Here is a 24,929-nt window from a genome sequence, read left to right as displayed (position 1 = left end):
ATGGTAATTTTATTTTTGGTACTTATTAACCGGCCCCATCATGAAACAGCGCATCTTTGATATAAACCTTAAGACCATTGGCATGGTTCATATCGATTCGGACAGTGTTGAAGATATCAATTCTGAAACCTATAAATCCTATATCAAGGTGCTCTACCTCAATGAGGGGTTTGAGATAAAGGTGGACTTCAAGATATACAGCACAGACGGTCCCACGCTATTCTTCATAAGCCCAAACCAGGTTCTTAGCATTGATCAACTGGGCGGACAGCCGGGACTTCTTGTGTTCTACAACCGTGACTTTTATTGCATCCAGCTGCACGATGAGGAGGTTGCCTGTGACGGGCTGCTGTTCAATAACATCAATAACATGCCCATGACAACCATACCCGAGCAGGATGCCAGTTTCATTGAGTACCTCTTCTCCAGGATACAGGATGAGTTTGAACTGAGGGACAGCTCGCTGGAAGAAATGATAAGGACCTATCTCAAACAGCTCTTGATCAAGTCGACACGGTTATGGAAGGTGCAGCACCTGAACGGGACAATGGCCTCAAGGCCCAGCACCGACCTTGAATTCTTCAGGAAGTTTACCCAACTCGTTGAAGCGAACTACAAGGAAAAGCACAATGTTGCCGACTACGCTGACATGCTTTTTCTTGCGCCAAAAACCCTCACGCACAGGTTCAAACGACTAAGTCTCCCCCAGCCAAATGATATTATCAAGAACAGGATCATCCTGGAGGCAAAGCGACTATTAGTACATACCGACTGGACGGCAAAAGAGATTGCCCATGCCCTGGGCTACGACGATCCCGCCTACTTCAGCAGGCTATTTTTTATAAAGACCGGCGAGCCACCTTCCGGCTTCAGGAAAAAATATCTAAGTGCAATTGAGCCGGATCAGGCTTAATCTTTTATAACGTTATCATGTTATCTGATAGAAACAATGCGCTCTTGCCGGGCATTGCGGTACATTCACCTTATAGTCAACCATTGGGTAGCCCTGGAGGGAGGCAGCTGGATTTGGAGTTCATCTCTTCGTTTCTACTGGATGCTGCCGTTTCTTATCCTAATTGTTTGGTACAGGGATCAACATTATTTTTTGAGCATTCTTCTTATACTAATTTTTTTAGCAAGATAAAGCTGAATCAGCTTTATCTTGCTAAAGAATCTCCTCTTCAATAACAAGGAAAGTTTGTGTTGTTATGTCCAAAAGAAAAGGTATTAAAGTTGATGTGATGAGACAGTTATTAGTGAGAACTGGTAATCAATGTGCATTCCCAGATTGTACGGAGATTCTTTTTACTGATGACAATGTTTATGTAGGCAATTATTGCCATATTAATGCTGTGAATGAATTAGGTAAAAGATATGACTCCAGCCTGTCAGAAGATTATATTAATTCAACAGAAAACATATTGGTTCTGTGTACAAAGCATCATAAGATAATAGATACTAGTGATCAGCAATATACAGTAACAAGGCTCAAAGATATTAAGAGGGAACATGAGCAAAAGTTTTCAGAATCAGCTATTGCAATCTCTGACACCTTGCTTCAAGAGGCAATTGAAGGATATTATATGAGCCTACTTTCTGGCATGGACAATCTTCTACAAGGCCAGAAAAACATGAATAACAAACTTGATATTCTCTTGACTAGAGTGAATAGTGACACTACTAACTTGAGTGACATATCAATTAAACTTGAGGAGATAAAAGTTTTAAGAGAAACTGGCAAGTTTAATTCTGCTATCAAAATATTAAAATTATTTAAAGATAAGAACTGGCAGATCATTACTGATGAACATAAATATAAAATTCACCTAAACATTGCCTTGTGCCATTTGGAGCTTGCAGAAGCTAAGTTGGCATCAGAATATTTACTTAGTTTAGAAACCTTCAGCTTTGAGCCAGAGAATAAATGGGGGCTGATTGCAATTGGTCATCTATATAATAATGACATCCCTAATGCTGAAAAAACAGCTCAAAAGGCTATAGTAATCAACCAGAAAGATATTAATGCCTATACAGTTCTCATAAAATGTAAAAATGCTGGCTACTGCTCTTATGATGAAGTAATAACAAATATTTCAACTGAGCTATTGGAAAAAACTGAGATTCAAATAATCTTAGCTCAACTGTTAGAGAATGAAAATAGATTTGATGAAGCATTAGTTATCTATAATGACTTGCTGGAGAAGAGTAGAGAAAATACAATTTTAATTAATGCCTTAAGATCCTATGCTTCTGTGTGCCTTTTAAAGTCTATCTCCAATCCAGAGCTTATAATAATGAAGCAGTTACATGGAGATGTTAAAGATAGGCTGGTTAAGACTCTTGGGCTTTTTAATGAGGCAATTGACTTTTACAAGTCAACTGAACTATTAGAATCTCACTGGTATTTAATTACCAATAGAGGGCTTGTAAAGAAGATGTTAGGAAAGTATGCTGATGCTGAAAAAGATTTTCATTATTCACTAGAAATAAAAAAAGAGTATCTAACATACAAACATTTGATTGTTGTAAACCTTCAATCTGACAAGGTTTTTTCCATTATAGAAGAGGCAAGGAAATTAGATTTAAATGAAAAAGATTCATTTGAGCTGATGATGATGGAGGTATCTATTTTGCATATAAATGATAAAATGGAAGAAGCATACAAACTCCTTAAATCCATATCTGTTGATACTCTTATAAATGAGGAAAAGAACTTCTACTACAATACTTTGGCAGAAAATCTGATAACAACAGGTCTATTTATAGAATTGGAAGAACTACTAAAAAAAATTGAAAACAATTCTAGTGATGAATTCACTTTTAACTATTACAATGCCAGGCTATCTTTAATACAAGATAGAAAGGAAGATTACCAGAAATTTCTTCTCTGTGCAAAAGAAATTTTACTAAGCACTACTTCTTTAATTTCTGAAAGATATTCTCTAATTCAACTAGCACTTAAAGCAAAAGATTTTAAGAATTGTATTGAAATTATCAATCCAATTTGTAATAAAAATGAGTATACTGAACTCTCTAAAAAGCTAATCTACTGTCTAATTAATGATGGTCAACACAAAGAGGCTCTACATTTAATTGAGTTATACATAGAGCAAGGAAAAGCAGATGAATTCTTAATTGAGTGTATTAGTAATATATATGACAACAATGGGGCTACTCAACTTGCTATATCATATTTAGAAAACTATCTTAGTAATAATTCAAATAATACATTGAGAATAAGATGTGCAATGTATAATTATAAGGTTGGTCATAAAACCAAGTGCCTAGATTCTTTGAATTTGATATTTGACATACAGAATTTAACTCTTGAGAAACAATTTACTATAGCCAGCCTATATGTTCATTCAGGTGATTATGAAAAAGCATTTGAAATAGCATACTATGCGAGAAATTCAAATACTCATAAGAAAAAAGCACATGAAGGATATATATCCATACTTATGAATGAAAGAACACTCCCTGAAGAGTATCATTTTCCAAAGGAAATATCAGTGGGATGCCATGTTTTACTGGAAAATGGTAATGACAAAAAGGAGTTTATTATTGTAGATACCCCCAGATTCTATAATGAAGTTGGAATTAATGAGGATATAGCAATTGCACTACTTGAAAAAAAGAAAGATGATATAGTGCAAGTAGGATCTGACTATTATACCATAATTAAAATTAAATCCAAATACACTCATTCCTTACATGAATCTATTGATTTAATAAAGAATAGATTTAATGATTCTAGCTTTAAAGTATATACAGTTAAACCTGAAGAGGATACTGTCAAGGCATTTCATAGAGTTATTGATGATGTCTATAAGAATCAAGATGATCTATATGATCATTATAAGCAAGGGTATTTAACTTTAGGATCTATTGCTTCACTAACTGGTAAAAATGTGATAAGATGTTGGGAAGAACTTGTATCACAAAATGTTGGTTTCACATCTGCTCCATTATCAGAAGAAAATAAAAAATGTAAAGAAGTATTAGATAATTATTCTCCAGTAATATTTGACTTATCCTCATTATTAACAATTCTGCACACAAATAATCCTTCCCTTATTATTGGAATAAAAAACAAGAAGATAGTTACCCAAAGTACTGTTAATGTTATAATGGAAGAATTAGAAGAGTTAAATAAAGCGATAAAAAATGGAGAGTATATAACTGTACAAAAAATAAATGGAGAGTATATAAGTAATAAAATTACTCCTGAATTAGTTACAAAAAGAATCAATCACTACCAATCTTTACTTGATTTTATCAATGAAAATTTTGAAGTATTAATCCCCAGTTTAACTAATGATTTCAATGCAAAAACAGAGCAAGATAAAATATTTGGTATTTCCTTTAATGAGAGCCAAATACTTGCAAGAGAGCTAGGGGGCTCAATTTGTTCTGATGATTTTTACTTTAGGAGATTTAGCTCTTTAGAACCAAACAGCTTGTTCCCATTCCTAAGTATTTTAAACACATTAAAAGATAATGAGGGTATTTCAAATCAGGAATGGGAGACAGAAATTTTAAAGATGATAAAGCTGAACTATGGTACACTTCCTGTGAATGGAAATGTAATATTTAATGCTTATGATGCTGATGGCTACCAAATTGGAACTTTTGCCAAAAGAGCTGTTGCTAGCCTCTTACATGAAAAAGATATATTTGTAAAGGCTGGTGTTGTTTCAGATTTCTTGAAACTTTTATTCATTAATTCCCAGCTAGCAGATAGAATTTCTATGGCAACTTCCTGGATATTAAATATTTATTTTTCCAATAGTGACCTCCAATCCAGAGATAAATTTATCCTCCTTAAAATGATTGATTTAAAATTCAGACTTATCCCTTTAAAACAAAATGAATTGACAGATATAATCAATAAATTATATCCATTGAGCTGAATATAGGTAGGAGAAAGCTGTACAATAGCCTATGTTAAAGGGTAAAATAAATCCTAACTTCTAACATGGGCTATTTACAGCATCAATCCCTTGATTAATTTCATTTAATTTTTTCAGTTAGAGCATAGGCATATTTATGCAGAACTCTATAATATAATGTTATCTTCTGTTTCTTGATGCCTATTAAACCACACTAAATCTCTTTCATAGTTGGGCATTTTTTTATTGTAAACATCACTATATTCTATTACAATTTTGTATGCCCCTAAAGCCTGTCTTAGTAGGCTCCTATCCTCTTTGAATCCATCATACTGAGTTTCTTCAAGACCTTCAATTGAATATTCTAGTAATTCATATTTCTCATTAGAGGATAAAACTACATTGTTTAGATTGCCTGTATAATTATCAAAAACAGTAGTTATTGCAGGAAGACAATTGAATATTCCATCCTTAATTTCACCAGATTCCCTATTAACTAGATAGTAATTATTGATTAACAAAGGCCCCATACCTTTATTTTCCATAAATAATTCAATACTATTTTCACCATCAAAATAGCCTACATGCATCAATGGCCTTTGTTTCTGTTGCTCCAAAAGAATATTTGTCTGATTTCTTTTTTCAGCTATTGCTCCAAGAAGTAGAGTAATTAAAATCCCTGCTAAGGCTATGAGAGGCATCAATGTCCCATTCAAATATTCACCTAGATGTCCCCAGTCCTCAATTTTATTAGATAAGGTGGAATTGCGAAATTTTATATAGAAAACAAGAAATGGTGTACCAAGCAGTATAATACTTGTTAGGATCAAAATGCATTTTGTTGCTCTATTCATAGGGAGTAAGACTATTTTTGGACAGTTTAAAATAAGCAAAGTCACTTAAAACACCAAAAGGTAGGATAAACCTACCTATTGGCTAGTCAGTCAGCATTTATCTTTAGGAAACTGATTGACTGACTGAATTTGTATTTTTTAGTTGTTTTACAATGGCATTTATAGTTCCCTTACTAGGGGACCTTTTTTCTGGATCCTCTGTCTCAAATCTTTTTACCATCTGATTTTGTGAGATGCCCTCTTCCATATAGGACTGGATTTTTTCAGTGATTATTTTCTTTTCCTCTGATGAGTATATTCTAGTACTCTTTTGAGCTCCTGGAATGGAAATATCTGTTGTATTGGTTAATATTAAAGTCTGTTCATCAACTTCCAGAACTAAAGACTGATCCTTGAAACAATCTTGAATATAGTTGCCCTTAACAGCAGTCAACAATCTTTTCTGGCTATTCCCATTGTCTCTTTTCATCTGCAATACAACCCTTGCATATGCTTGAATGCCCATTGAACCAAGCATATTATCCTTGGATGGGTTTTTATCCTCTGACCCCTTCTTTTCATGATGCAAGGCCAAGATTGAGCAGCCATATTTTTTTACTAGCTCATTGTAAGGGTGGAGGGAAGCCCTTACAGAATTTGAAGCATTTAAATCCCCAGTGAAAGTGTCTGTCCAAGTATCAACTATTACACAATCAACTTTTTCCTTTGAAAGTAATTCATCTAGTCTCTTGATGATGTTTGAAGCAGGGAAAACAAAAGTGATATTATCCAATATAGCTTTATCTGGAAATATTTGTAGTTGCTTATTCATCAAAGCAGCAACATTCACTGCTAAATCCTCTGTAATGACAAGTATTACTTTCTGATATCTAATGTTAAGTGGGATATCAAGAAAATCCTCATCTCCATTAGCAATGGAAAGTGCAAACTGTCTTAAAAATGTACTTTTATTGCAATCACTAGCACCTGTTAAAAAGCTGATTCCATATTGGGGGATCAAGCCTTCCCATAAGTATGGAACACTCATTCCACTGAAAGTTGCAAGCTCAGAGCCTTTCATTACTTCTTTATTAAGAAGTTCCATTATAAGGCTGTCATCTTGGTTTTCTGAATTTGATTCTAAATCTATTTTTTCATTTTGCTTGATTGGACAGTCGGTGCTTAGTCCTGGTATTTGCTCTGACTGACTGCCTATTATTTGATTTTGATTCTCTTTGTTCATAAATTTTTAATTTTATGACACAAAGATTCTCCAATACAAAAAGTCCTAAAGTCCTAAAAAGGTCTTTCAGGACTAATTAAGTATGGGAAACTCAATACAGTAAATGATTTATCTAATCACCTTTTTATTGGGCAATTCAATCCTATCTCCAATTTTTGCTTTCTTTTCCTGCTTATCAAAATAGCTTTGAACTGTACTTTCACTTAGTTCATCACCATTTTTATCAAGGAAATTATCAATAAGAAACTGCATTACATCTTTCTTATTGGCATGAATATAAGGCTCTCCTTTATCTTGACCATTTAGGAGATCATAAAAAAGAGTAGTTAAAACATTGGTTTTGCCCAGCCACTGTATTTTGGGATTATTACTTTTCTTCTTAGAGAAGGAAATAGTATCATCTGGCAAACCATATTTGGAATGCAGATAACTTTTAATGGAGGCAATTGTATCAATAATTATAGGATACTTATTAAGCCAGTTTCTTCCTTCCTGTATTGAAATCAGATGGTTAACTTCAAAAAGGCACTTTTGCAAATAGTCATGAGAAATTTTTATATCCTTCTCATGAAACACATAACTATCTAAGGAATTTAGAACCTCTCTTTCCTGCTCCTTGCAAAGTCTCTGAATATGATCTTTAAAAAAAATCTTATAAGAATTTGCCCCATCTGCAAAAAAATCATCAATTACTATGTAACCTTCTTCCTTATTCATTTCTAACACAATTGAAATCTCTTCCTCCTCCTCAAAAAACTGCCTCTCTATCCTTAGAATAGCTAAAGGATTCTCCACTAAATCTTTGAAAAACTGTAATGGATGGGTATTGGTCATATTGTTTTCTATTAGAGAATATGGAAGATAAAGAAAAATGGCCAGTCAATTTCTTTCAGAGTAGGGCTTTTTGACTGGCCATCATACATCAAAGCAGCCTTTGCTTTAGTTTCCCCATATCCTCACTAATCTTAGTATCCACCACTTTAGCATAAATTTGGGTGGTAGCTAAATTAGTATGCCCTAACATTTTACTCACTGTTTCAATAGGTACCCCATTACTCAATGTTACAGTAATAGCAAAGGTTCTTCTGCCAACATGGGTAGTAATTTTCTTAGTAATACCACATAGTTCAGCAATTTCAGAAAGATACCCATTTAGTTTCTGGTTGGATAATACAGGTAAAACAGGTTCATTATGCTGTTTAATCTGCCAATTATACTTATCTAGTATTTTGAGGGCTTGGGGAAGTAAGGGAATAGAGGATCTCTGATCAGTTTTTATTCTTCTTTTGATAATCCACCTGTTGCCATCAATACCAATTTGTATTTCAGCTTTAGTTAACAGCTTCATATCAGAAAATGCTAATCCTGTGTAGTTGTAGTCTGGGAATGGTGAATACCTTTGATTCCAGTGTAGCTAATTCTTCTTTGGTTAGAATGCTCTTATTCCCCTCTTTGTAAGGTGTTTTATGCCTTAGGAAAGGATTATGCTCTAACCACTGATATTGAATCCCCAGGTTAATAATAGCTTTTAAGTTCTTACAGTGCTTTACCACAGTATTATGGCTGTTTTTAAAAACTACTTTCAGGTAAAGGTCAAAACTGGCAACAAATTCCAGCGTAAGGTCATTCAGAGGAAAATCTTTCTTCTTGTATTGATAATTCATAAAGTCTACCAACCTTCTTCTGGTTATCTTGTACTTGTTATAGGCGGTAATTGCTGTATCAGTGTCAATCTTGCTTTTGAAGAGAGTATTATGATAGTCTACCAGTTGAAGGAGAGTTTTACTGGCTTCTTCCTTTATTCCAAAAACCTTATTCTTTATGCTCGAAAGTGTTATAGGTTGCTGATTCAACAATAGTTAATTGTATGCCTTAAATACTTCCAGCTTCTTTGTATTGATATAGTTATTAATTAAAACAGCTTGTTGGCTGTCTCCTGAAACCTTTACAGCTTTGCCATTCCAGAGTTTTTCATCAATAGAGAATCCTGTTGAAAATTCATATCTGTCATGGTTTACTACAAGTCTTGCATAAATAGGAGCAAGATTTTTCTTGTTTTTCTTTTTGAGTTTAGCAAAAAACAAAATATCCACTCTGTTTTCCATGTTTTTCAATTTTTGGAGTAAAGGATAAATATGTAAGAGATTAAAAGTGAGAATGTTAGAGGTGGTAAAAAGTCCACCAGAGATTTTGGGTAAGTCCACCAGATTTTCCACCAGAGAGTTGGAAAAACATATAAAATGGGAGAGGGTAAAAACAAAAAAGCCCTATCAGACTTGTATCTGATAGAGCAATTTCTTTGTTAAGTGACCCCCCTGGGGCTCGAACCCAGGACCTACTGATTAAGAGTCAGTAGCTCTAACCAACTGAGCTAGGGAGTCTTTCCACCGTCTTTGTTAAAAAACGTGAGCGCAAATTTAACGGATCTTCTGAATATTTGTGTACTTTATTTAATTAAATTTGATAATAAGGACGAAATGTGGATAAATACCCATTATGTTGATAATCTAACCGTTAGCTCATTATAAAATTTTTTTTTCATGCAAGAAGCGTACATAGTAGCCGGATACCGCACTGCGGTGGGAAAATCCAAAAGAGGCGGATTTCGCTTTTACAGACCAGATGATCTGGCTGTAGACGTAATCACCGGATTGCTGAAATCCTTGCCACAGCTGGATCCTAAGCGGGTAGATGATCTGATTGTAGGAAATGCGGTACCGGAGGCAGAACAGGGTTTACAGATTGGCCGTATGATTTCTGTACGGGCTTTAGGCATTGATGTACCGGGAATGACGGTGAACCGCTATTGCGCTTCCGGCCTGGAAACAATTGCGATTGCCACCGCCAAAATACAAACCGGTATGGCCGATTGTATTATTGCCGGCGGTACAGAAAGTATGAGCCTGGTGCCGGTAGCAGGTTGGAAAACAGTACCCAACTACACCGTGGCCAGCACCAATCCCGATTATTATATTGGCATGGGACTCACCGCTGAAGCAGTGGCTAATGAATTCAAGGTAAGCCGCCAGGACCAGGATGAGTTCTCTTATAAATCACATCAGAAAGCGTTGAACGCTATTCAGAACGGCTATTTCAAACCGGGCATACTCCCGGTGTCTGTTGAAGAAGTATATGTAGATGAGAAGGGAAAGAAACAGAAACGTTCCTATATCGTGGATACGGATGAAGGACCACGTGCGGATACTTCACTGGAGGCACTCGCAAAGTTGAAACCTGTTTTCGCTGCCGGTGGTTCCGTTACAGCGGGCAACTCTTCACAAACTTCCGACGGCGCTGCCTTTGTGGTAGTGATGAGCGAGCGGATGGTGAATGAGCTGGGACTGAAGCCTATCGGGCGTTTGGTAGGTTGTGTTTCTGCAGGGGTGCATCCCCGTATCATGGGAGTGGGACCTGTAGCTGCCATACCAAAAGTGTTACAGCGTACCGGAAAATCGCTGCAGGATATCGACCTGGTTGAATTGAACGAGGCATTTGCTTCACAGTCTATCGCGGTTATCCGCGAGCTGGGCATCAATCCGGATATCGTAAATATCAATGGCGGCGCTATTGCATTAGGACATCCGCTGGGATGTACCGGCGCAAAATTAACGGTGCAGATATTAGGCGATTTAAAAAGACTGAATAAAAAATATGGCATTGTCACGGCCTGTGTTGGCGGCGGACAAGGCATTGCAGGTATCATTGAAAATATCAACTGATAATACCGGTCAACTCACCTTTATACTAAAAAAGGAGCCATTGGCTCCTTTCTTTTTTTATTCCTCTTCTATTTCCAGCTCACTCAAATACTGGTATACCGGCTGCGCAATTTTACTCGTATCTGTAAATACTATACGACGCAAATCCTCCGGCTGTCGCAGATCAATACCAAATTCCGTCAGCATTCTCTCAAAAAAGAAATTGCGCTTTCCTTTTGATCTTCCATTTTCGTAAGTAACAAAGCAGGCGCGCGACACACCTAATAAATTGCCCATTTCCTGTTGGGTGAGTTTTAGCGATTTACGGATTATTTTGATAGCCCGTTTATTATATAATAGCATTGGGTAATTTTAAAAATGTTACAAAAATGTGCCACTGTAACAATTATTAACTATATTTGTATCATAATGTATAAATCACTGATCCTAATAGTGTTGAATTGAGATGAGCAGCGAATTTTTGATAAATAGATTTTCATTATGAACATGAAACACCCGTTACCGGCATGCCGGTAAAAAAGTGGTGGAGATGCAATCATTTTAATAGTAGATACTAACAGCTGTTAAAATAGTCAGATGAAGAAGCAGGAAGAAGAAGGGGAGGGAAAACTGATTGATGTAACAAATGGCCAATCGCCGGATCTCTAAAAAAATCCATCGTAAAACTTTTTGTTGTAAGACAAAAACCAAAGGAGCTGTCTTTCTTTCGAGGAACGGGCAGCTCTCTTTTGGCTATATACACTTTTCAAATGTAGGCGTTTTTAGCGCAGCAAACAAATAAATTATTTTATAACTAATTGATAGTGATATGAGTATGAATTTATTAAAATAATAATTTATGTATCAAGATGATATGAAAAATATCATTTTGATACTTCTTATTAAGATAATATCACTTTCTTTTTAATTAGATTAAACTTTTTGTTAATTTGGCGCTATAATCGGCCCCTAAGCCATCAACCATATCGCCTTATGGATCGCAGACAATTCCTAACCTTATCATCTGACCGCCAGCAACCGCGGACTGCCACCGCTATCGCCCGTACCGCCACCGGCATAACGCCGTATACCGGCGCCTGGGACACGCTACAACGCATTCACCTGCTGAAACGCACCCTGTTCGGGGTTACACCCGCAAACATCAATGCCTTCAACAGCCTGAATATGCAGCAGGCGGTAGATACCTTGCTCACCGCACAACCGGATCCTGCACCTCCCGTCAACAACTACGGCATCGATGACACCGGCGTTACGCCCGGTGCCACATGGGTAAAAGCCCCGCTAGGTGATGAAATGCTGGAAAGGAAGAGGATCGCTTCCTATAAGGCATGGTGGACAGGTCAAATGATTAACCAACAGTCAAGCATACACGAAAAAATGGTGCTCTTCTGGCACAATCATTTCGTTACAGAAACAGGCATGGTAGGAGATAGCCGGTTTATCTACCAATATAACCTCACCCTGCGTAAACATGCTCTCGGTAATTTTAAAGACCTTACCAAAGCAATAACGCTGGATCCCGCCATGCTGGTGTATCTCAACGGATACCTCAACTCCAAAGGCGCCGCCGATGAAAACTACGCAAGAGAACTGCACGAACTTTTTACAGTAGGAAAAGGCCCCGATTCCCATTATACAGAAGATGATGTAAGAGCCACCGCCCGCGTACTCACCGGCTTCCGGGTAGATAGAACCAACATCGTCAGCTTATTTGATACCACGCAACACGATCTTACCAATAAAGAATTTTCAGGATTCTATCTCAATAAAGTAATCTCCGGAAAAACAGGCCAGGATGGCGCTAAAGAGCTGGACGAACTCCTGTCGATCATCTTCCTGCAACCGGAAGTCGCAAAATTTATCTGCCGTAAACTATACCGCTTCTTTGTGTATTATGATATTGATGCAGCCACAGAACAAAACGTAATTACACCACTGGCAGATATTTTCCGCAGCAGCGGCTATGATATTAAAGTCACGCTCAACGCACTGTTTACCAGCGAACATTTCTTCGATCCGCTTAACATGGCCTGCCTGATTAAAAGTCCGGCCGACTTCTGCATCGGTATCTGCCGCGAATATGGCATCCCCATCCCTACCGATTATACCAACCAATATAAAGCATGGGCTGTAGTTCACGACAGGGCCGCTTCCATGTTGCAAAACCTTGGCGATCCCCCGCTGGTTGCAGGATGGGACGCATACTACCAGGCGCCTTCGTTTCATGAACTGTGGATCAATACAGATACGCTGCCCAAACGTAACCGCTTCAGCGATGGCCTCGTCAGCAGCGGCGGTTTCAACGGCCTCCGTATTGATACCCTCGCTTTTGCCAGCCGCCTTCCTCATCCGGAAGATCCGGTAGCACTGGTCAACGACTCACTGGATATCCTATATCGTGTAGGCGTTTCCGATACTGTGAAGGGATTCCTGAAAAATAAAATCCTCCTGAGCGACCAAAGCCCCGATAGCAACTACTACTGGACGCAAGCCTGGAACGCATGGAAAGCATCGCCCACAGATGCTACCCTGAAAGATAATGTGGAAAGCCGCCTCCAGGCCCTGTATAAATACATTATGGACTTGTCTGAATATCAATTATCCTGATAGCAGAAAAACCTTTTTATGAAAAGAAGAGACTTCCTGAAATATACAGCGCCAGCTGCTATCCTGCCAACTTTAATCAATGGCTTCTCTATTAAAGCCTTCGGTTCATCTCCGATGCTGGACGCATTAAGCACCGCCTCGGCAGACAATGATCATGTACTCGTCATGATACAAATGACCGGCGGTAACGATGGTCTTAACATGGTCATTCCACTGGATGTATACGGTAAATACCAGGCCGCACGCGCCAATATCGCTATCCAGGAGGGAAAAGTACTCCGCCTCGATAATTATATTAAATCGGGCCTGCACCCTGCCATGACAGGGATACAGAAATTGTATAACGATGGAAAAGTAAGTATCGTGCAAAGCGTAGGATACCCTTCACCCAACTTCTCGCATTTCCGTGCTACCGATATCTGGCTCACCGGGTCTAATTCCAACGAGGTGCTTACTACCGGTTGGGCAGGCCGCTACCTGGATACGCAATACGACGGTTTCCCGGATGGATACCCCAATGCAGAGAACCCAGATCCGCTGGCAGTACAGATAGGTTCTATCGTATCGCCCGCCTTCCAGGGACCCAATGCCAGCATGGGTATCGCCATCACCAGCGCCACGGACTTCTATAACCTGATCGATGGCGTAACGGATCCTGTTCCCAATACCAAATGGGGCAAAGAACTGGAGTATATCCGCCTCATCGCCAAACAAACCAACAGCTACGAACAGGCTATTACCGCTGCCGCGAAAAAAGTGACCGCACAGGGCGCTTACCCGGCCAACAACAGCCTCGCGGAGCAACTGAAGATAGTAGCCCGCCTGGTAGCCGGCGGACTGAAAACAAAGCTCTATATGGTGAGCACCGGCGGTTTTGATACACATGCCAACCAAACAGAAGGCGGCGATACCAGCAAAGGTGGTCATGCTAACCTGCTGGGAGGTGTTTCCGATGCCATCAAAGCTTTTATGGACGACCTGAAAGGATTGCACGCTTCCCGCAGAGTAGTAGGCATGACCTTCTCCGAATTCGGCCGCCGCATCAAATCAAACTACAGCATGGGTACGGATCACGGCGCTGCCGCTCCCATTATCATTTTTGGAGATTATGTGAACCAGGGCGTGCTCGGAAATTCTCCCGCACTGCCGGACGCTTCCTCCGTAATTGATAATATCCCCATGCAGTACGACTTCCGCTCTATCTACGCATCTATTCTCGAGCAATGGTTTTGCGTGGACCAAACCGTGCTGAAAACTATTCTCCGGGAAGACTACCAGCGCCTGCCCCTCATCAGTGGCGTGGCCTGTGGCACCATTACCGGTTTGCCCGACCTGAATACAGACGATAAGAAACTGATTACCAACTCTCCAAATCCATTTTCAAACTATACCACCATTACCTATATCACCGGCAGCGGCAACACATTGGTACAGATCTTTGATACCACCGGCCGCCTCGTTAGCGTACCGGTCAATAAAGTACATACCCCCGGCACCTATACGTTCACTTTTGATGCGCATAGTTTGCCCAATGGTATTTACTATGCCCGCTTCCAGAATGGCCCCGTGCAACAGGTAAGACCTATGCTCAAAGTAAACTGACCTTATAATTTAATTAATATTCGTGCAACGCTGTTGCAAATAGATGGATTTTGCTACCTTTGCCTCCGTGTACAAGAGCTATCTGCATAAAATATTAGCGATTATTCTCCTGGGTGTATTTTCTATAAATACCATCCCGAGGGAATTTATACACGAATTTGCCGGTCACCACGATACGGCAGATGTCCTTCATCAACACGATGGACTCACCATATCCGAACATCACCGGCACTGTGATTTTTTGCAGATAGGTGTAGAACCTTACGAGTCATTTGTTACTTTATATATAGCGCCGGTTCAAAAAGTAATCTGGGTATTTTCTCCGCTTACGTTGCCGGAAACCACGCACGTCCCTTATTTTAACCTCACCCCCAGAGCGCCGCCTGCACAGCAGGTATAACTTCATTTTTATTGCAGCGTGCACCATCTGTACACGTTGTTTATTCTTTATTACTGATTCTATATTTTTCAGATATGCATTATTTGCGTGTATTTATACTCGGGCTTTGGAGTGTAATGTTACTGGCATTACCTGCCGCCTATGCCGGCACTAACCCCGAAGAAGGGGAATACTCAAACTCATTAACCGGTAAAGTGGTGGATAAATTAACCCATACACCGTTACCCGGCGCCACTGTTTACCTGCCGGATCTCCGCGTAGGCGCTGCTGCAGATGCACAGGGAAATTATATCATCAAAAATCTTCCAAAAGGAAAATATGTGGTAGATGTACACTACATCGGTTATGCCGCATTCAGCGCTCCGGTAGCTATTTCCGGCGCTACCACCCGGGATTTTGAACTCGGGGAAACACTGATAGAAAAAAATGAAATCGTGATCACCGGCGCCAACCTGGCAACATCCGCCAGGAAAACACCTACGCCCATCAGCGTGATCCGCCGCGACTATCTCGATGATAATATCTCTACCAATATTATAGATGCCATTGCAAAAGTGCCCGGTGTTACACAACTCTCTACCGGTCCGGCTATCTCCAAACCTTTTATCCGCGGACTTGGCTACAACCGCGTGGTAGTAGTGGGCGACGGTGTACGCCAGGAAGGCCAGCAATGGGGCGATGAACACGGCATTGAAATCGACGACTATAATGTAAGCAGGATAGAAGTGCTGAAAGGCCCTGCCTCCCTCATTTACGGTTCAGACGCATTGGCCGGTGTGGTGAACATTGTTCCGCCTGCACCACTGCCTTTGGGAAAAATAAAAGGCAACGTGGAAGCCAACTATCAAACCAACAATGGGCTGATGGCTTATCACGCCGATATTGCCGGTAATAACAACGGCTTTAGCTGGGGCGCTTTCGTAACACAAAAACAAGCGCACGATTACAAAAATAAATACGACGACTACGTATTTAACTCCCGCTTTAATAATACCAACTTTGGCGCTAACATCGGTATCAATAAACAATGGGGATACTCTCACCTGAGCTTCAGCTCCTTTAATCAGCACCTCGGGCTGGTAGAAGGTGACCGCGACAGCAACGGCGATTTCCTGAAACTGATCAACAACAACGGCACGGAAGAAGAAGTACCCGCCACCAGCAGCGATAATAAATCGTACAGCATGACGGTCCCCAAACAACAGATCAATCACCAGAAAATAGTATGGGATAACAGCCTGTATCTGCATAATGGTGGCCGTATTGGTCTTACACTGGGCTATCAGCTGAATCAACGCCGCGAATTCGGTAATGTGCTGGACCCTTCCACACCGGAATTGTACCTGCACCTGCAAACCTTCAACTACGCACTGAAATATTACCTGCCTGAAATGAACGGCTGGCAAACAACCGTAGGCGTGAACGGGATGCAGCAAACCAATCAGAATAAAGGAGAAGAGTTCCTGATCCCTGCATACGATCTGTTCGACTTTGGCGCGTTTGCAGTAACCAGCAAAACCTTCAACAAACTCACACTAAGCGGTGGGCTGCGTTTTGATAACCGCTCCATGAACTCCAAATCATTGTTCCTGGATGCAGATGGCAAGCCGGCCAATACCGGCGACTCAAAATTTGATGCCTTCAAACGCAACTTCAACAATGTATCCGGTAGTGTAGGACTCAGCTACGAAGCCAGCGAGCAGGTTGTGCTGAAACTCAATGCAGCAAGAGGTTTCCGGGCGCCAAATATCGCAGAGTTATCTGCTAACGGCGTGCACGAAGGAACCATCAAATATGAATACGGTAACCAGGAGCTGAAACCGGAAGTAAGTACACAGGTGGATGCAGGCGTGGATTTCAACACCCAGCACGTTTCATTGTCGGCCAGCCTGTTTTACAATCATATCAATAACTTCATTTTCTCCCGTAAGCTGTTCAATGCTGCCGGTACAGACTCTATCCCTGCTACGGATAATGATGAAGGATATGCCGCATTTAAATACCAGCAAACGGATGCCAACCTGTACGGCGGAGAGTTGATGGTGGATATTCACCCGCATCCGATCGACTGGCTCCATTTTGAAAATACATTCTCGTATGTAAGGGCCACTACCAGTAACGGTAGCGACTCTACGAAATATCTGCCCAATATTCCGGCGGCACACTGGTTGTCTGAATTGAAAGGAAGATTTAAAAAGGTAGGAAAAAGTCCGTTGCAGAATGCTTACATCGGCGTGCAAATGGATCTGAACTTTGCGCAGAATGATGTGTTTTCTGCTTATGAAACAGAAACGGCTACTCCCGGTTATACCTTGTTTAACGCGGGATTAGGCAGTGATTTTGTGAATAAGAAAAATAAAACATTGTTCTCTCTGCATTTCGCTGTCAATAACTTAACAGATGTGGCTTACCAGAATCACCTGAGCAGGTTGAAATATGCGCCCATCAATGAAGTAACCGGCAGATCAGGCGTATATAACGTTGGCCGGAATTTCAGCGTGAAGCTTGCAATTCCGATTGATTTCAAATAGTGTGGATGTTTCTTTTATAAGGCTCCTGCGTCAGCAGGGGCTTTTTTTATGGTATCAGGCGCCGTTTCTTTTGAGGCGTTTCCCGTTTTGATATAGGTTGCCTTGTTGTTTTTTATTTTGAAGAAGATGTTCGGGGCGGCTGCGGGTGCTGTACTCAATCCAACCACAGTATCCGTTCCCGTTATAATCAGCTGAGGCACCGGTATAGCCTTAGCTGTAGAATCAATTGCCCGCATATAGTTGATCAGCCGTTTGCCCTCCCGGGTAATATGAATAGTTTGCATGCCTGTTCCCGAATTGGCGATGGCGGCAGTAATACCGGCTGCCTCAAACACGGCGCTGTCGCTGTTTATGTTTCCGCTTATAACGGTAAAGGGTACTGGTACTGCCTGGGTTTCGGTAACGGAAGCAGCTTCCTGCGGGGTTTTGGTGGCCGGCTGCTTGCAGCTCAGTATTAAAACAGGGAGCAGTAATAAGGTTCTTTGCACGATGAATAGCTGTTTGAAAAGATAAAGCTATTAAATTTTATGGAACTGATCATGATCCGCGGTTAATATATATATGTTACTTATATATTATTTATAGTAATAACGTTACAATATTTTCTAATTTATATAAATTTGTTGTACCGGTGGTAAACCCGGTACAGGCGGGCTTGATAAGTAAAATCGTTTTTACAGTACAAATACACGCTGGTTTTACCATTGATGTAAATATTTAATTGAAATATTGATAGATTTTGTAGTTTAGGGGATCGTTAGTTATGTAAGTGTAAGATTGAATGTCCTGCCAGGAGGAACAGTTCCCTCAGTTTTCAAAAATTGGTTTTTGTAATTAAGACTTTTCTGACCACCATTGGTTCAGATTTTGGTTGAAAAAGAAAGGGGCTGTCTTTACAGCCCCATATTTTTTCAGTTATTTTTTAATGTTGATGTGTGGTCTTTTCCAGCTTCGCCGTATCCTCATCATAATACACAAAGAAATAAAGATAAATGGCCCTCGACAGCCGCATCAGCCATGGTTGTATCAATACCAGCAGCACGCCATTCACGGCAAGCCAGATAAAAATGCTGTTATCTCTCCAGGTTAATCCAAAAAATAACCAGAACCAGATCAGGTTAAACACACTGAATGCTACTGATAAAGCATAACTCACATAGCCTGTTCCAAACCAGAAGCCGGTTTCCAACTCATATTTTTGTCCGCATACAGGACAGTTATCATACATGTTGAAGATCTTTGAAAACCTGAGATGAAACGGATTCTGATCTCTGAACATATCTCCTTTCCTGCATCTTGGACATTTCATAGTCAGCATGCTGACAAAATAGTTAGGGCGCCTGGGCTTCTGTGTACTCATCTTATAAAATTAATCAATTACTTTTTAGCAACCGAAAGCGGTGGCTTACACGGCTTCTGTTTTACGCTCGCCGATCTGTTGTCTCCACATCGCGTAGTAAAGCCCTTTTTCAGCTACCAGGTCCGCATGTCTGCCCATTTCCACGATCTGGCCTTTTTCCAGTACGTAAATACGGTCGGCATGCATAATAGTGCTCAAACGGTGTGCAATCATCACGGTAATATGTTGTTTGCTGGCCGTTACTTCGCGCACGGTTTTAGTAATTTCTTCTTCTGTAATTGAGTCCAGTGCAGATGTAGCTTCATCAAATACCAGTAAGCGCGGCCTGCGGAGCAACGCCCTGGCAATGGATAAACGTTGTTTCTCCCCACCGGAAATTTTAATACCGCCTTCACCAATCACTGTTTCAAGACCTTTGTCGGCCCTGGCCAGTAAGGAATAGCACGACGCTTTATCCAGCGCTTCCATTACATCCGCATCACTGGCGCCGGGATTTACAAACAGCAGGTTTTCACGGATGGTGCCCGAAAAAAGCTGGGTATCCTGTGTAACAAAACCTACCTGGTGACGCAGGTCTTCCATATCCACCTCGTTGGCATCAATGCCATTGTAGTAGATATGTCCTTCATTGGGTTTGTATAATCCTACGAGTAGCTTTACCAGCGTGGTTTTACCAGAACCCGATGGTCCTACAAAAGCAATGGTTTCCCCTACATTTACGGAGAAGTTCACTTTATCAAGTGCTTTGGTGGCTGCTGTGAGGTGCTTGAACCCTACCTGTTTAAACTGCAGTTCATCGATATGCGTTACCTTGATAGGATTAGCGGGCATTTCCTCTACCGGCGTATTCAGGATGCTCTGGAAATTTAACAGCGACACCTGCGCTTCGCGGTAATTCAGGATAATGTTACCAAGCTCCTGTAATGGTCCGAAAATGAAGAACGAATACAGCTGTAAGGTCATCAGCTGTCCGATGCTCACTACATCGCGGTAAATGTAAAACAGCAGCAGGAACAGGATGGCAGAGCGCATGAGGTTCACAAAGGTACCCTGCACAAAACTGATACTGCGGATGCTCCGCACTTTTTTCAGTTCCAGCAGCAGGATCTTCATGGTAGTGGAGTTTAAACGCCTGATTTCCTGGTTGGATAAGCCCAAACTCTTTACCAGCTCAATGTTCCGGAGAGATTCTGTAGTAGATCCTGCCAGTGCGGTGGTTTCTTTTACGATCGTCTTCTGTATCACCTTAATTTTCCTGCTCAGTAAACTCATCAGGATAGTCAGTAAAATACACCCGGTAAGATACACAAAGGGAAGGCTCCAGTGTACGGTGGTGGCATATACCATCACAAACAACACACCGATCAATGATACAAAAAGCACGTTCACAAAGGCGGTGATGAATTTTTCACAGTCAACCCGCACTTTCTGGAGAATAGCCAGCGTTTCACCGCTGCGCTGGTCTTCAAATTGCTGGTAAGGCAGCCGGAGCGAGTGTTTAAGGCCATCTGTATACACCTGCGCGCCAAATTTCTGAACAATTACGTTCACAAAATAGTCCTGGAACGCTTTGGCGATCCTGGATACCATCGCTACGCCTATCGCAGCGCCAACCAGCAGCAGTACCCCCATGAGATACTCGTTCTCCGGCCGGAATATAGTGCCACCCTTAAAAGTTTTTGGATGAGAAGCGAACCTGTCAATGATCCATCCGAAGATCATAGGGTCCATCAGTGAGAAAAGCTGGTTAATACTGGCCAGAGCCATTGCTAATACGACCAACCATTTATATCTCTTCAAATAATGCAGTAATAGTTTCATATGTCCGTTTTCCTGAGGTGCAAAGTTACTGCATGTTGCCACATATTCCGGGGAAAAGTACTGGCTATTTTAGTCAAAAAACGTTAACTTAATAGTAAGTTCTTTGTAAAGACACAGGTGAGTATCTATTATCTAAATAAATCTCCACATATGAAGACGTATGATGAAAAACACATCAAAAACATCGTACTGTTAGGTGCACCCAAAAGCGGCAAAACTACCCTCTCTGAAACCATGTTATTTGAAGCCGGCATCATCAGTAAACGAGGCTCAATTGAAGAGAAAAATACCGTGTCCGACTACCACGATATTGAGCATGAGCGGGGAAACTCCGTATATGCCACCCTGATGCACACCGAATGGAAAGATTATAAGATCAATATTATAGACACACCCGGACTGGAAGATTTTATCGGGGAAGTAATTGCCGCCATCCGCGTATCCGACACCGCTGTTCTCCTGCTCAATGCCCAATATGGAGTGGAAGTAGGTACAGAACTGGTATGGGATTATGTGGATAAATACCAAAAACCTACCATATTAGCCGTTAATCAGCTGGACGCCGAACTGGCCAATTTTAATAAAACAGTGGAAGATGCCAAACGGGTATTCGGTCAGCCAGTTACTATTATGCAGTACCCGGTAAACGCAGGCCCCGGATTCAATGCCATCATCGATCTCCTGAAAATGACCATGTACCGTTTTCCCGAAAACGGAGGTAAACCTGAAAAACTTCCCATCCCCGACAGTGAAAAGGAAAGAGCCGACCAGCTCCACAACGAACTGGTGGAAAAAGCCGCAGAAAATGATGATACCCTCATGGAGCTGTATTTTGAAAAAGGCAGCCTGGATGAAGATGAGCTCCGGCAAGGCATCAAAATAGGGATGCTCAATCACCATGTGTTCCCCCTGTTCTGCTTATCCGCCAAAAATAATATGGGCAGTGGCCGCCTGATGGGATTTATCGATAATGTAGCTCCCGGCGCAGCAGAAATGCCTGCCGAAGTTACCACCGGAGGCAAACCTGTTCCCTGTAATCCTGCTGGTCCGGCAGGATTATTTGTTTTTAAAACTTTGCAGGAGCCGCATATCGGCAGGCTCACTTATTTTAAGGTAATGTCGGGAGAAGTAAAAGGCGGTATGGAACTTATCAACGAACAGGGCAACACTATTGAGCGTATCAGCCAGCTGTTTATTGCAGACGGGAAAAACCGCAACAATATAGAACGCCTGCAGGCCGGGGATATTGGCTGCACGCTTAAAATGAAAAGTACCCTCACCAATCAGACCCTGGCAGAAAAGAATTTCCCCGGGCAAATAGCCCCCATCGATTTTCCCGCCCCCAAAGTAAGAGTAGCCATTGAAGCAAAGAACAAAGGCGACGATGAAAAACTCAGCGAAGTGCTCGCGGAAATCCATATGGAAGATCCTACCCTCATCGTGGAGTTCAACCGCGAACTGAAACAGGTGATCCTCCACGGACAGGGAGAACTGCACCTGCTCGTTACCAAATGGCGGCTCGAAAATATTTATAAAATGCAGGTAGCTTTTCATGCCGCCAAAATTCCTTACCGCGAAACCATCCAGAAGCCTGCCCAGGCTTCCTATCGCCACAAAAAACAATCCGGTGGCGCCGGGCAGTTCGGCGAGGTATACATGAAAATAGAACCCTGGTATGAGGGGATGCCGCCCTATAAGGAACATACCGTGCGCGAATCGGAAGAAATAGCGCTGAACTGGGGCGGCAAACTGGTATTCAACAATTGTATCGTAGGCGGCGCTATCGATAACCGTTTCCTGCCATCTATCCTTAAAGGAGTGATGGAAAAAATGCAGGAAGGCCCGCTAACCGGATCATACGTACGCGATATACGTGTAAGCGTATACGATGGTAAAATGCACCCGGTAGACAGTAACGACATCTCCTTCAAAATAGCCGGTATGATGGCTTTCCGCGAGGCGTTCCACCAGGCCGCCCCGCAGTTGCTGGAGCCGGTGTACGACCTGGAAGCAGTAGCCCCCGATGTAATGATGGGCGATATCATGAGCGAACTCCAGACCCATCGCAGCATCATAACGGGAATGGATACACTGAATGGCTACCAGGTGATCAAAGCACGCACCCCACAGGCTGAAATAGATAAGCTGTTTGCCGCGCTGCGTAATGTTACCCAGGGCAAAGCCAAGCTGAAATCACAGTTTGCGGAATACGCCCCCGTTCCTGCAGAGATGCAGCGGAAACTGAGCGAAAGTTATAAGGAAGACCTGGGCGTTTAACGGAAGAAGTGTGTGTGCAGCACAACCGTTGCTGCCAGAGCGCTAAGCCTGGCATTGCTCCATGTTCAGTTCCCCCAGTTTTCCCTGTCGAGGCTCCTGAACTGAATAGCCTCCGCCATGTGCGCAGGTTCTACACTATGACTCCCTTCCAGGTCGGCAATAGTTCTGCTTACCTTCAGTATCCGGTCGTATGCACGGGCAGAGAGCTTTAATTTTTGCATGGCCTGTCCCAGTTGTTCCCGGCATTTATCACTGATAACGCATACGGTAGCCAGTAACCGGCTATGCATTTGTGCATTGCAATACACCCCGTCGTGACCGGCAAACCTCCTGGCCTGGATGGCTCTTGCGGCAATCACACGGTCACGTATATACGTACTTTTCTCCGCTGCGCCGGTGGAAGACAGGTCCGCAAATTTTACCGGCGTTACCTCTACGTGCAGGTCTATACGATCCAGCAACGGACCGGATACCTTATTCAGGTATTCCTGTACCTGCCCCGGCGCGCAGGAGCATTCCTTCTCCGGATGATTGAAATACCCGCAGGGGCACGGATTCATAGACGCCAGCAACATAAAGCTGGCAGGGAAATCGATGGCGGTTCTGGCGCGGGAAATGGTCACTCTTCTTTCTTCCACCGGCTGCCGCATTACCTCCAGCACTTTGCGTTTAAACTCCGGGAGTTCATCCAGGAATAAGACGCCGTGATGCGCCAGCGAAATTTCTCCCGGTTGCGGAATGCTGCCACCACCCACCAGCGCGGCATCACTGATGGTATGATGTGGAGAGCGGAACGGGCGGTGCGTGATCAGCGAAGTATGCTCCGGCAACTTCCCGGCCACAGAATGGATTTTAGTGGTTTCCAGCGCTTCCTGCAATGTAAGCGGCGGAAGGATGGTGGGCAAACGTTTTGCCAGCATGGTTTTCCCTGCGCCCGGCGGCCCGATCAATATAGCATTATGCCCGCCGGCAGCGGCTATTTCAAGGGCCCGCTTAATATGCTGCTGCCCTTTTACTTCGCTGAAATCAATCCCCCAGTTGTCCTGCGTGGAATAGAATTCATCGCGGGCGGCGGTAACAGGTGTGAGGCTATCCGGATCATTTAAAAAGTTGATGGCTTCTGAAATGTGAGAGATGCCATAGACTTTCAAACTATTTACCATCGCGGCTTCCAGAGCATTCTGTCTGGGGAGTATAAAGCCCCGGAAACCATCTTTCAGCGCCTGCATAGCCATTGGTAACGCGCCTTTGATAGGCTGGATGGTACCATCCAGCGACAGCTCTCCCATCATGAGATAATGCTCGAGATGAATGGGAGACGCCTGGCCGGAAGCGGCAATAATACCGGCGGCAATGGGCAGGTCGTATGCGGCTCCGGCCTTGCGGATAGCGGCGGGCGCCATGTTTACCACGGTGCGTGTTCTCGGCATGCGTAATCCCATGCATTGGATGGTGGATTCAATACGCCGTTCGCTTTCCTTTACCGCATTGTCCGGTAGTCCTACTATGAATAATTTGTTGCCTTTGGAAGATACATTTACCTCTATGGTAATGGTGATGGCATTTACGCCGAGGATGGCGCTGCCGTAGGTTTTAACAATCATATCGATATCTGGGTTAACAGATACGAATATAAGCATTTAA

General features: G+C 42.1%; 19 protein-coding genes and 1 tRNA gene. 8 read left to right on the top strand and 12 right to left on the bottom strand.

Going from position 1 to position 24,929, the window contains the following annotated elements; all coding sequences use genetic code 11:
• Window positions 1-40: 40 nt before the first annotated feature.
• Together B5Z18_RS11615 and B5Z18_RS11610 are read left to right on the top strand one after the other, a co-directional pair.
• Window positions 41-913: a helix-turn-helix domain-containing protein gene (locus B5Z18_RS11615; RefSeq protein ID WP_079469503.1), complete on the top strand. Its 873-nt coding sequence runs from the start codon at window positions 41-43 to the stop codon at window positions 911-913.
• Between the two features lie 295 nt (window positions 914-1,208).
• Complete coding sequence (locus B5Z18_RS11610) at window positions 1,209-4,913, top strand: tetratricopeptide repeat protein (protein WP_079469502.1); 3,705 nt, start codon at window positions 1,209-1,211, stop codon at window positions 4,911-4,913.
• A 146-nt stretch (window positions 4,914-5,059) separates the two neighbouring features.
• Here B5Z18_RS11610 and B5Z18_RS11605 read toward each other — a convergent pair whose 3' ends face one another.
• The 7 genes from B5Z18_RS11605 to B5Z18_RS11575 all read right to left on the bottom strand — a co-directional run bounded on the left by B5Z18_RS11605 (window position 5,060) and on the right by B5Z18_RS11575 (window position 9,349).
• Window positions 5,060-5,746 (bottom strand): hypothetical protein, encoded by a 687-nt coding sequence (locus B5Z18_RS11605; protein ID WP_079469501.1) that lies wholly within the window; start codon window positions 5,744-5,746, stop codon window positions 5,060-5,062.
• Window positions 5,747-5,849: 103 nt separating this feature from the next.
• Window positions 5,850-6,968: an AAA family ATPase gene (locus B5Z18_RS11600; RefSeq protein ID WP_079469500.1), complete on the bottom strand. Its 1,119-nt coding sequence runs from the start codon at window positions 6,966-6,968 to the stop codon at window positions 5,850-5,852.
• A gap of 108 nt (window positions 6,969-7,076) precedes the next feature.
• Window positions 7,077-7,802, bottom strand: a complete 726-nt coding sequence (locus tag B5Z18_RS11595) for a hypothetical protein (RefSeq protein ID WP_079469499.1) — start codon at window positions 7,800-7,802, stop codon at window positions 7,077-7,079.
• An 88-nt stretch (window positions 7,803-7,890) separates the two neighbouring features.
• Complete coding sequence (locus tag B5Z18_RS11590) at window positions 7,891-8,316, bottom strand: site-specific integrase (RefSeq protein ID WP_079469498.1); 426 nt, start codon at window positions 8,314-8,316, stop codon at window positions 7,891-7,893.
• Window position 8,317: 1 nt separating this feature from the next.
• The gene (locus B5Z18_RS11585) at window positions 8,318-8,821 is read right to left on the bottom strand and encodes a phage integrase SAM-like domain-containing protein (RefSeq protein WP_159454275.1); all 504 of its coding nucleotides are present in this window, start codon (window positions 8,819-8,821) and stop codon (window positions 8,318-8,320) included.
• Window positions 8,822-8,827: 6 nt separating this feature from the next.
• The gene (locus B5Z18_RS11580; RefSeq protein ID WP_079469496.1) at window positions 8,828-9,073 is read right to left on the bottom strand and encodes an Arm DNA-binding domain-containing protein; all 246 of its coding nucleotides are present in this window, start codon (window positions 9,071-9,073) and stop codon (window positions 8,828-8,830) included.
• 202 nt (window positions 9,074-9,275) lie between these two features.
• Window positions 9,276-9,349: transfer RNA gene (locus B5Z18_RS11575), tRNA-Lys, on the bottom strand.
• Window positions 9,350-9,508: 159 nt separating this feature from the next.
• Between B5Z18_RS11575 and B5Z18_RS11570 the strand changes: the two genes are divergently transcribed.
• Window positions 9,509-10,687: a thiolase family protein gene (locus B5Z18_RS11570; RefSeq protein ID WP_079469495.1), complete on the top strand. Its 1,179-nt coding sequence runs from the start codon at window positions 9,509-9,511 to the stop codon at window positions 10,685-10,687.
• 57 nt (window positions 10,688-10,744) lie between these two features.
• Here B5Z18_RS11570 and B5Z18_RS11565 read toward each other — a convergent pair whose 3' ends face one another.
• A complete protein-coding gene (locus B5Z18_RS11565) occupies window positions 10,745-11,029 on the bottom strand; it encodes a hypothetical protein (protein WP_079469494.1) in 285 nt (94 codons plus the stop codon).
• A 630-nt stretch (window positions 11,030-11,659) separates the two neighbouring features.
• On the opposite strand from B5Z18_RS11565, the gene B5Z18_RS11560 reads away from it, so the two are divergent.
• The 4 genes from B5Z18_RS11560 to B5Z18_RS11545 all read left to right on the top strand — a co-directional run bounded on the left by B5Z18_RS11560 (window position 11,660) and on the right by B5Z18_RS11545 (window position 17,827).
• Window positions 11,660-13,294, top strand: a complete 1,635-nt coding sequence (locus B5Z18_RS11560; RefSeq protein ID WP_079469493.1) for a DUF1800 domain-containing protein — start codon at window positions 11,660-11,662, stop codon at window positions 13,292-13,294.
• An 18-nt stretch (window positions 13,295-13,312) separates the two neighbouring features.
• A complete protein-coding gene (locus B5Z18_RS11555) occupies window positions 13,313-14,896 on the top strand; it encodes a DUF1501 domain-containing protein (protein ID WP_079469492.1) in 1,584 nt (527 codons plus the stop codon).
• A 43-nt stretch (window positions 14,897-14,939) separates the two neighbouring features.
• Window positions 14,940-15,296 carry a hypothetical protein gene (locus B5Z18_RS11550; RefSeq protein WP_079469491.1) on the top strand — a complete coding sequence of 119 codons (357 nt, stop codon included), beginning with the start codon at window positions 14,940-14,942 and terminating at the stop codon, window positions 15,294-15,296.
• Window positions 15,297-15,370: 74 nt separating this feature from the next.
• On the top strand, window positions 15,371-17,827 hold the full coding sequence (locus tag B5Z18_RS11545) for a TonB-dependent receptor (protein WP_079469490.1): 2,457 nt from the start codon (window positions 15,371-15,373) through the stop codon (window positions 17,825-17,827).
• Window positions 17,828-17,841: 14 nt separating this feature from the next.
• Here B5Z18_RS11545 and B5Z18_RS11540 read toward each other — a convergent pair whose 3' ends face one another.
• The 3 genes from B5Z18_RS11540 to B5Z18_RS11530 all read right to left on the bottom strand — a co-directional run bounded on the left by B5Z18_RS11540 (window position 17,842) and on the right by B5Z18_RS11530 (window position 21,008).
• On the bottom strand, window positions 17,842-18,315 hold the full coding sequence (locus B5Z18_RS11540) for a hypothetical protein (RefSeq protein ID WP_079469489.1): 474 nt from the start codon (window positions 18,313-18,315) through the stop codon (window positions 17,842-17,844).
• Window positions 18,316-18,749: 434 nt separating this feature from the next.
• Complete coding sequence (locus B5Z18_RS11535; protein ID WP_079469488.1) at window positions 18,750-19,187, bottom strand: DUF983 domain-containing protein; 438 nt, start codon at window positions 19,185-19,187, stop codon at window positions 18,750-18,752.
• Between the two features lie 45 nt (window positions 19,188-19,232).
• A complete protein-coding gene (locus B5Z18_RS11530) occupies window positions 19,233-21,008 on the bottom strand; it encodes an ABC transporter ATP-binding protein (protein ID WP_079469487.1) in 1,776 nt (591 codons plus the stop codon).
• A 150-nt stretch (window positions 21,009-21,158) separates the two neighbouring features.
• On the opposite strand from B5Z18_RS11530, the gene B5Z18_RS11525 reads away from it, so the two are divergent.
• Window positions 21,159-23,285, top strand: a complete 2,127-nt coding sequence (locus tag B5Z18_RS11525) for an elongation factor G (RefSeq protein WP_079469486.1) — start codon at window positions 21,159-21,161, stop codon at window positions 23,283-23,285.
• Between the two features lie 65 nt (window positions 23,286-23,350).
• On the opposite strand, the gene B5Z18_RS11520 is transcribed toward B5Z18_RS11525, so the two are convergent.
• Window positions 23,351-24,889, bottom strand: a complete 1,539-nt coding sequence (locus tag B5Z18_RS11520; protein WP_079470058.1) for a YifB family Mg chelatase-like AAA ATPase — start codon at window positions 24,887-24,889, stop codon at window positions 23,351-23,353.
• Window positions 24,890-24,929 lie beyond the last annotated feature (40 nt).

This window comes from Chitinophaga ginsengisegetis (assembly GCF_900168065.1).
GTDB lineage: Bacteria > Bacteroidota > Bacteroidia > Chitinophagales > Chitinophagaceae > Chitinophaga > Chitinophaga ginsengisegetis.
Note: the sequence above shows the minus strand (reverse complement) of the source record. Positions and strands in the feature narration are given on the sequence as shown.

Excerpts from the sequence above, each read along its gene's own strand:
- B5Z18_RS11615 (WP_079469503.1), top strand. The coding sequence starts at position 41 with ATGAAACAGCGCATCTTTGATATAAACCTTAAGACCATTGGCATGGTT.
- B5Z18_RS11610 (WP_079469502.1), top strand. The coding sequence starts at position 1,209 with ATGTCCAAAAGAAAAGGTATTAAAGTTGATGTGATGAGACAGTTATTA.
- B5Z18_RS11605 (WP_079469501.1), bottom strand. The coding sequence starts at position 5,746 with ATGAATAGAGCAACAAAATGCATTTTGATCCTAACAAGTATTATACTG.
- B5Z18_RS11600 (WP_079469500.1), bottom strand. The coding sequence starts at position 6,968 with ATGAACAAAGAGAATCAAAATCAAATAATAGGCAGTCAGTCAGAGCAA.
- B5Z18_RS11595 (WP_079469499.1), bottom strand. The coding sequence starts at position 7,802 with ATGACCAATACCCATCCATTACAGTTTTTCAAAGATTTAGTGGAGAAT.
- B5Z18_RS11590 (WP_079469498.1), bottom strand. The coding sequence starts at position 8,316 with ATGAAGCTGTTAACTAAAGCTGAAATACAAATTGGTATTGATGGCAAC.
- B5Z18_RS11580 (WP_079469496.1), bottom strand. The coding sequence starts at position 9,073 with ATGGAAAACAGAGTGGATATTTTGTTTTTTGCTAAACTCAAAAAGAAA.
- B5Z18_RS11570 (WP_079469495.1), top strand. The coding sequence starts at position 9,509 with ATGCAAGAAGCGTACATAGTAGCCGGATACCGCACTGCGGTGGGAAAA.
- B5Z18_RS11565 (WP_079469494.1), bottom strand. The coding sequence starts at position 11,029 with ATGCTATTATATAATAAACGGGCTATCAAAATAATCCGTAAATCGCTA.
- B5Z18_RS11560 (WP_079469493.1), top strand. The coding sequence starts at position 11,660 with ATGGATCGCAGACAATTCCTAACCTTATCATCTGACCGCCAGCAACCG.
- B5Z18_RS11555 (WP_079469492.1), top strand. The coding sequence starts at position 13,313 with ATGAAAAGAAGAGACTTCCTGAAATATACAGCGCCAGCTGCTATCCTG.
- B5Z18_RS11550 (WP_079469491.1), top strand. The coding sequence starts at position 14,940 with ATGGATTTTGCTACCTTTGCCTCCGTGTACAAGAGCTATCTGCATAAA.
- B5Z18_RS11545 (WP_079469490.1), top strand. The coding sequence starts at position 15,371 with ATGCATTATTTGCGTGTATTTATACTCGGGCTTTGGAGTGTAATGTTA.
- B5Z18_RS11535 (WP_079469488.1), bottom strand. The coding sequence starts at position 19,187 with ATGAGTACACAGAAGCCCAGGCGCCCTAACTATTTTGTCAGCATGCTG.
- B5Z18_RS11530 (WP_079469487.1), bottom strand. The coding sequence starts at position 21,008 with ATGAAACTATTACTGCATTATTTGAAGAGATATAAATGGTTGGTCGTA.
- B5Z18_RS11525 (WP_079469486.1), top strand. The coding sequence starts at position 21,159 with ATGAAGACGTATGATGAAAAACACATCAAAAACATCGTACTGTTAGGT.
- B5Z18_RS11520 (WP_079470058.1), bottom strand. The coding sequence starts at position 24,889 with ATGATTGTTAAAACCTACGGCAGCGCCATCCTCGGCGTAAATGCCATC.